At 45.3% G+C, this 6,286-nt stretch carries 5 protein-coding genes; 3 read left to right on the top strand and 2 right to left on the bottom strand.

The features are described 5' to 3' along the window. Both J7K63_04570 and J7K63_04565 read left to right on the top strand, forming a co-directional pair. Positions 1–672: indolepyruvate ferredoxin oxidoreductase (locus J7K63_04570; GenBank protein ID MCD6234296.1), on the top strand; the 672-nt coding region annotated here is incomplete at its 5' end. Further along, complete coding sequence (locus J7K63_04565) at positions 669–1,235, top strand: indolepyruvate oxidoreductase subunit beta (protein ID MCD6234295.1); 567 nt, start codon at positions 669–671, stop codon at positions 1,233–1,235. The genes J7K63_04570 and J7K63_04565, both read left to right, overlap by 4 nt. Before the next feature lie 570 nt (positions 1,236–1,805). Here J7K63_04565 and J7K63_04560 read toward each other — a convergent pair. Further along, positions 1,806–3,746: an ATP-binding protein gene (locus J7K63_04560; GenBank protein MCD6234294.1), complete on the bottom strand. Its 1,941-nt coding sequence runs from the start codon at positions 3,744–3,746 to the stop codon at positions 1,806–1,808. Positions 3,747–4,156: 410 nt separating this feature from the next. Continuing rightward, positions 4,157–5,056 carry an NAD(P)-dependent oxidoreductase gene (locus J7K63_04555; protein ID MCD6234293.1) on the bottom strand — a complete coding sequence of 300 codons (900 nt, stop codon included), beginning with the start codon at positions 5,054–5,056 and terminating at the stop codon, positions 4,157–4,159. Positions 5,057–5,147: 91 nt separating this feature from the next. Between J7K63_04555 and J7K63_04550 the strand changes: the two genes are divergently transcribed. Then, on the top strand, positions 5,148–6,038 hold the full coding sequence (locus J7K63_04550) for a diacylglycerol kinase family lipid kinase (protein ID MCD6234292.1): 891 nt from the start codon (positions 5,148–5,150) through the stop codon (positions 6,036–6,038). Positions 6,039–6,286 lie beyond the last annotated feature (248 nt).

Below are 6,286 nucleotides of genomic sequence, written 5' to 3'. Positions count from 1 at the left end.
GGCCGGCTGGATGGCACATTACCCCGGGATGGCGAACTGAATCCGGGACTGGTACGAAAAGCTTTGGGACTCCCCCTGAAAGAAAGCTATAAAGAACCCGAGTTTATGGTCCCCCGGCCGCCGGCTCTCTGTACCGGATGTCCTCACCAGGAGTCTTTTAAAGCCCTGAATAAATCGCTTGAACCCTATGGGTCCGGACACGTTTTTTCCGATATCGGCTGTTATACGCTGGGATTTTTACCGCCTTTTAACGCCATTAATACCTGCGTGGACATGGGCGCGTCCTTTACCATGGCGGTAGGGGCGGCAGAAGGTGGACTCTTTCCGTCTGTGGGGGTTATCGGGGATTCTACATTCGGACACTCCGGACTCACCGGTCTGGCAGATGCAACCTTCCGAAAAAGTAATGTGGTGCTGATTATTCTGGATAATGGCACCACCGCCATGACCGGCATGCAGGATTCGGTGATCGGCGGAAAAATCGAGGCGGTGTGTGAGGCACTGGGAGTTGAAAAGAAACATATCCGGATCCTCACCCCGTTGCCCAGGCAACACGATGAAAATGTGCAAGTCCTGAAAGAAGAAATTGAATATTCGGGTGTTTCGGTTGTGATATTTCGCAGACCCTGTATTCATGTTTTAAATAAAAGGCGGAAGGAGGGAAAGTCTTGAAACGGGATATTATTTTAGCCGGTGTGGGCGGACAGGGAATTCTGTCCATTGCCAAAGTAATCGGGTACGCCGCCTTAAAACAGGGACTATTTCTCAAACAGGCGGAAGTTCATGGCATGTCCCAGCGGGGTGGGGATGTCCAGTCCCACCTGAGAATTTCGGATAAACCGGTCTATTCGGACCTCATCCCCCGGGGCAATGCAGATCTGATTCTCTCCCTTGAACCCCTGGAAGCCCTCCGTTATCTTCCCTATTTATCCCCGGACGGATGGATCATAACAAACAGCACACCGTTTACCAACATCAGCAACTATCCGGACATTGAATTCATCCTGGATGAAATCAGGAAGGTCAGAAACCATCGGATTGTAGATGCAGATCATATTGCAAAAGAAACCGGTTCTTCACGGTCTGTCAATATGGTCATGCTGGGAGCGGCGGTTGATAAACTGGGACTCTCTCCGGAATTTCTGAAAGAGGGGATCAGGGATTTGTTTAAAACAAAATCCGGGCGGATTATTGATCTGAATCTCTTGGCATTTGATAAGGGAAATATGAATTAATTCCTCACCAAATATTATTTTCTAATTATATGAATTATAATATTATCTTGACTGGTATTCTGTTTTCGTGTATTTTACCCCCGGGGTGGGGGGCGATACCTAGCCGAAATCATATGTCATTATGTTCTTATAATCTCAGCTTTAAATCTTTTATTTTCAAGAAGTTAGAAGTTAGAAGCTGGCACCTCGATACGACTGCTATGCAGTCTGCTCGGTGACCGCGCGTCGCTTAGCTTTTAGTGTATCAAATCAATTTCCTGTGAAATATCCCGATAAAACGGGACTCATTTCACGGGGAAAGCATTCCAATCATCCAATCAAATCAATCATTCAATCACCACCTCGTGGTGTTCAAATGTCTCACAGTGTTCAAAATGCGGTTCTTTTTTGAACATCGAGCGAAGCAAGTCTGGAATAATAGATCGCCGAAGGCGTTTAAATGATGAGCGTAGCGAAGCATCCAACCCCCTTGTCACGCGTCACGCGTTACGCGTCACCACATTTGTCCCATTTCACAGGGCAGGCATCCAATCCCCACTGCGTGGTATTCAAACGAGCGTATCGATGTGCTCAACACTCCACTCTCAACTCATCCATTGTTTCTTTTAGCAGTGTGAAACCGGTGACGGCATCAATAAACACGAATCGCTGACCATCCCCCTTTTTGCTTTCAATCGTACATTCCCAATAGGGATAGAGAATAATATCAGAGCCGACATAGGTAACGCCGTATTTATTTTCAATGGTATGCCGGATACTTTTTTCATCCAGTTTCAGTTTGTCCAGTTTCAGGTGCGTGGCAATTTCATTTTTGGGGATGGCCTGAACTGTACCCATATCATCCACATCAATTATTTTATCGGGATTTTTATCAAAAAGAGTATCCACACAGAGATGTTTTTTCTGAAAACTGGTGATTTTCATCTGTTTCCAGGTGAGGTAGAGATTCTCCTCCAGAATTTCCACCTTGTTTTTAAAGAGTCCCTTTTTCTGCTCGATTTTAATATGGGTTTTAATCAGTGGAAAATATTTCAAAAAGGACTGTCCTGCTTTTTCCTTTTTAATCATGCCGCCGGCAAGATGGGATTTCAGCTCTTTCCCCAAATCCTTTTCAAAAACCCGGGGTTTTAACATCAAAAATTCATTGTCCCCGGCGGTTACAGGCGAACTTTCACTTCTCTGTGCCGATGATCCCGGAGATGTTGTTTTCTCTTCCGGCAGGTCCTTTTTCAGATAGTACTGTCGGAGCCTGTCATCAGTCAGGTGGTCAATATCCGTCTCCGTTAAAACTTTATGCTCAGTCACAAGCCACCGGCTTTTCATGGTGATGACATCCTTCAGGTTGTCGGGGGAGAGGAGGATAAAATTCCCCTTTTCCAGTCCGGGCAGTGAATTGGCAATCCGCTCCGCATCTTTGGGCGCCATTGCATCCAGGCGGTTACGGACCTTCTTAATATCCTGCTGGGTGTACAGGCTTCCCAAAGCCATGGTGGAAAACTGGGCGATGCTTTTATAATCAATATCTCCCGGATTCTGTGTGGCCAGGATGCAGCCGACACCGTATTTCCGTGCCTGTTTGTAGAGAACGGTCAGACTCTCTTTGCAGGCCGGCTTGCGGACCGGTGGGATATAGGGGGCGATTTCGTCAATATAATAGGCGCACTGAAGGCCTTTTTCGGGATTTGTCAGGGGATTTTTCAGCATCCACTGATAGAGCATCTCCGTGATAACGGCGATGACAAACTCTTTTTCTTCCGGATTATGGAGGGTATTTAGATAAATAATGGATATGCGTGTCTTTCCGGAATCATTGTTTATTCCCAGCAAATCATCAATCCCTACCGCCCGGCTCAAATCAAAAAGCAGACGGTTTGTTCCGACAGTATAAAGGCTCAATTTCTGGTTGACCGAGTCCAAAACTTTTAAATCGATGACTTTGTTCAGGGACTTTACGAGTGGTTCCGGGAGCTTGTCCATGAAGGCAATCAAATCCTTAAAACTGTTCAGGAGGATGTGATTTTCCACGGCATATTCAAACATGATAATGAAGGATGCTTCCACAGACCGGCCGTCATTTTTTCCCGGATCGTAACCGATGAGCGCTGTAACATTTTTGGCGGCATTGGCCAGAAAGCGGATTTGCTCCTCGCTGTTCAGGCCATCCAGTGCTGAAAAGTTAAAGGGATTCAGAGACAGGGGTATCCCCCTTGTGCTGGCAGGGGTCCAAATGCAAACTTCTACATTGTCACCATATTGACGGCGAATTTCCGGAAGATCGTTGAACCTGGATATTTCTTCTTCGTCGGCCAGTGAAGCCAGGCTGGCAATATCTCCCTGGGGATCGAATGCGATAACCGGAATGCCGTTTCGGGCCAGTTCTTCTATCAGGACTTTTGAAACGACGGTTTTACCGCTTCCGCTGCTTCCGAAGCAGGCAAAGTGACGCTGTAACGATTCGGCGGACAAGGTGACACTTTCACGGTTTTCATATCCCAAAAATAAATCGGTCATAACAAATCCTTTTTTCTTCCGGTTTGATATCACAAATAATCATCCCGGTTATATTGCTTATCAATTATTTATAAGTTAGAATAATTTTATGGGGGATGAAAGATGAAAAATGACTGAAATTGTACAAATAGAAAAAGTCGGCTTAAAGCAGGTGGTTTAGTTGTTATGCACTTTTGACGATATATGAAAATTTATATCTCAAAACACCCCTGGGATAAAATAATCGGTCGCCGGACAAAATGCAAGATTATATTGTTAATTATATATTTAACAGGCGAAGGGTTTGTTTTTGTGCTGAAAGAGATACCGGTGAATAAAAAAGTCCGGCATGATGATTCTGTATTTTTTATGAAAGGTATATCCTGATATGAACCTGCCGGATTGTCATACTTATGCGAATTGTTCTTTGATTATTCATTTCTCAGCCACTTTTTTACATCTTCTTCAAATGACGGAATTGTGAATCCGATAGCTTTGCTGATCTTTTCCGTATTCATCCGGAAATTCCGGGGTGTCGGGGAAGATGCCCGGATGGTATCGGCGATCAGTTCTTTAGATGGTCCCAGAAAGCGGGCCATATACCGGGCCTGCTCAAAATAACTCAGGGTTGTATCCGACGCCAGGTGATAAACGCCGTCCTTTCCATGGTGGAAAAGCCCGTCTATAGCTTTAGCCACAAGCTCCCGGTGAGTGAGTCCGCCATATATGGTTGCCGGCCATTCCCGGCTTTTCCCTTCGAAGGCACGGACGATCCCTGCCAGAAAATTCTGCCGGGTATAGGGAAGATGGACATCCTCGCTCCAGACGGGAGCCAGCCGGAGAATCCAGTAAGCGGGAAGCTTGGCATTCCGGATGAGTTCTTCCCCCCGGACTTTCAGCCGGCCGTAGTAAGAAAGAGGATTCACCGGATCTTTTTCGCTGTAAGGAAGGTCTTTCCGACCGTCAAAAACCCGGTCTGTCGAGATAAACATGACAGGGATTTGGAGTAATTCGGCAATATCCAGCAGGTTGGCGGTCCCCTCTACGTTGACTTTCAGCGCGCGCTCTTCATCTGCAGGATTCTCCCAGCGATGAAAAGCTGCCAGGTGGATGATGATGTCCGGTTTGAGCCGTATCAGGACCTGCTCAAGGTTAGAAGGCATATCAATCCGGAGATGAAAGGCATGAGATTCAAAGACATAATATCCCAGTTTATGAAAATAGGCGGACAGATAGTGCCCCAGAAAGCCCCGGCTTCCCGTTATAAAAAAACGGGGACGGGGCTTGTCCCATAAATATGGATTGGAAGGTGTTGTTTTATTATCTGTCATGATATGCCGATCCAATCTTAAGAATAAAAAGTTTTTAAAAAAATAGAGAATGGTGTATTTTAACCGGCAAACACAGGAAAGACAGGGAACAATGAAAATCCAGCTTATCTTCAATCCCCATTCCGGCAGGGGACGGGGTATGAAAAGTTATCCCGCGATTCACAAAGCACTTCGAAAAGCCGGTCATGAAGTGATACCCCACCGGACCATTTACCGTTTTCATGCCATGGAAATTGTAAAAAGTCTGAACCTTTACGAGACGGATGTTCTGGTGTCCGTGGGAGGTGATGGAACCCTTTTTGAAGTCATCAACGGCTTGATGAACAATCCCGGGAGAAAAATTCCGCCGATTGCGGTTGTTCCCGTAGGTACCGGCAATTCATTTGTGAAAGATCTGAATATCTTCACAATGGAAGACGGCATTAAATCCATCATACGGAATGTTTCCCGCCCCGTGGATGTGGTGAGTTTTACCGCGGAAAACAGCCATTACTATTTTATCAACAACCTGGGCTTTGGTTTTGTGGCGGATGTGAGTGTGTCGTCTGAACCTATAAAAAAGCTGGGATACACAGCTTATGCGCTGGGCGTTTTAAAGGAAGTCATCCGGCTGCGATCCCATGAACTCACTCTCGAGATAGATGGTAAAAAATATCACCACAGGGCGAATTTCTGCTATTTCTGCAATTCTATATGGGTGGCGGGAAACATGAAAATCAGTCCCAATTCCGTCATGGATGACGGTGAAATTGAAATCATGGTACTGAATGAAATGACCCGCCGTGAACTGCTTAAAACCTTCCCCAAAGTGTTTGACGGGACGCATATTACCCATTCCAAGGTAATTGTGTATAAAGGGAAGCACATCAAAGCATCAACCATTCCCGAAAAGTTCTGTAATCCGGATGGAGAAATTTTCGGAGTTACCCCGTTGGAATTGAAGGTCCTTCCGTCAGCTCTTCAATTCTGTACATTGGAATGATTTTTTTACCGTTCACGAGGGTATAAAGTTTTGTTTTTTGTGTATAAAGCTATTAAGTTTACAAGTCATTTCGAATAAATGGTATTGAGAGAAGCAAATAAAGTGGTTTTCTCAGGCATGGGCAAAATTCCCGTTCAGACAAGAGAGTATTTATGTTTTCTATTATTTTTTTACGTCGATTTCTGATAGGAAAGGATTTCTGATAATGCCTTGCTCCCCAAAAGTTTTTTTACGGATGCCCATGTTAA

Source organism: Candidatus Neomarinimicrobiota bacterium, from assembly GCA_021157965.1.
Taxonomy (GTDB): Bacteria; Fidelibacterota; Fidelibacteria; order Fidelibacterales; family Fidelibacteraceae; genus Fidelibacter.
This window is presented reverse-complemented; position numbering and strand designations above follow the sequence as displayed.

Bases quoted from the DNA above. Each gene is read 5' to 3' on its own strand.
- J7K63_04555 (MCD6234293.1), bottom strand. From the start codon at position 5,056: ATGACAGATAATAAAACAACACCTTCCAATCCATATTTATGGGACAAG.
- J7K63_04550 (MCD6234292.1), top strand. From the start codon at position 5,148: ATGAAAATCCAGCTTATCTTCAATCCCCATTCCGGCAGGGGACGGGGT.
- J7K63_04560 (MCD6234294.1), bottom strand. From the start codon at position 3,746: ATGACCGATTTATTTTTGGGATATGAAAACCGTGAAAGTGTCACCTTG.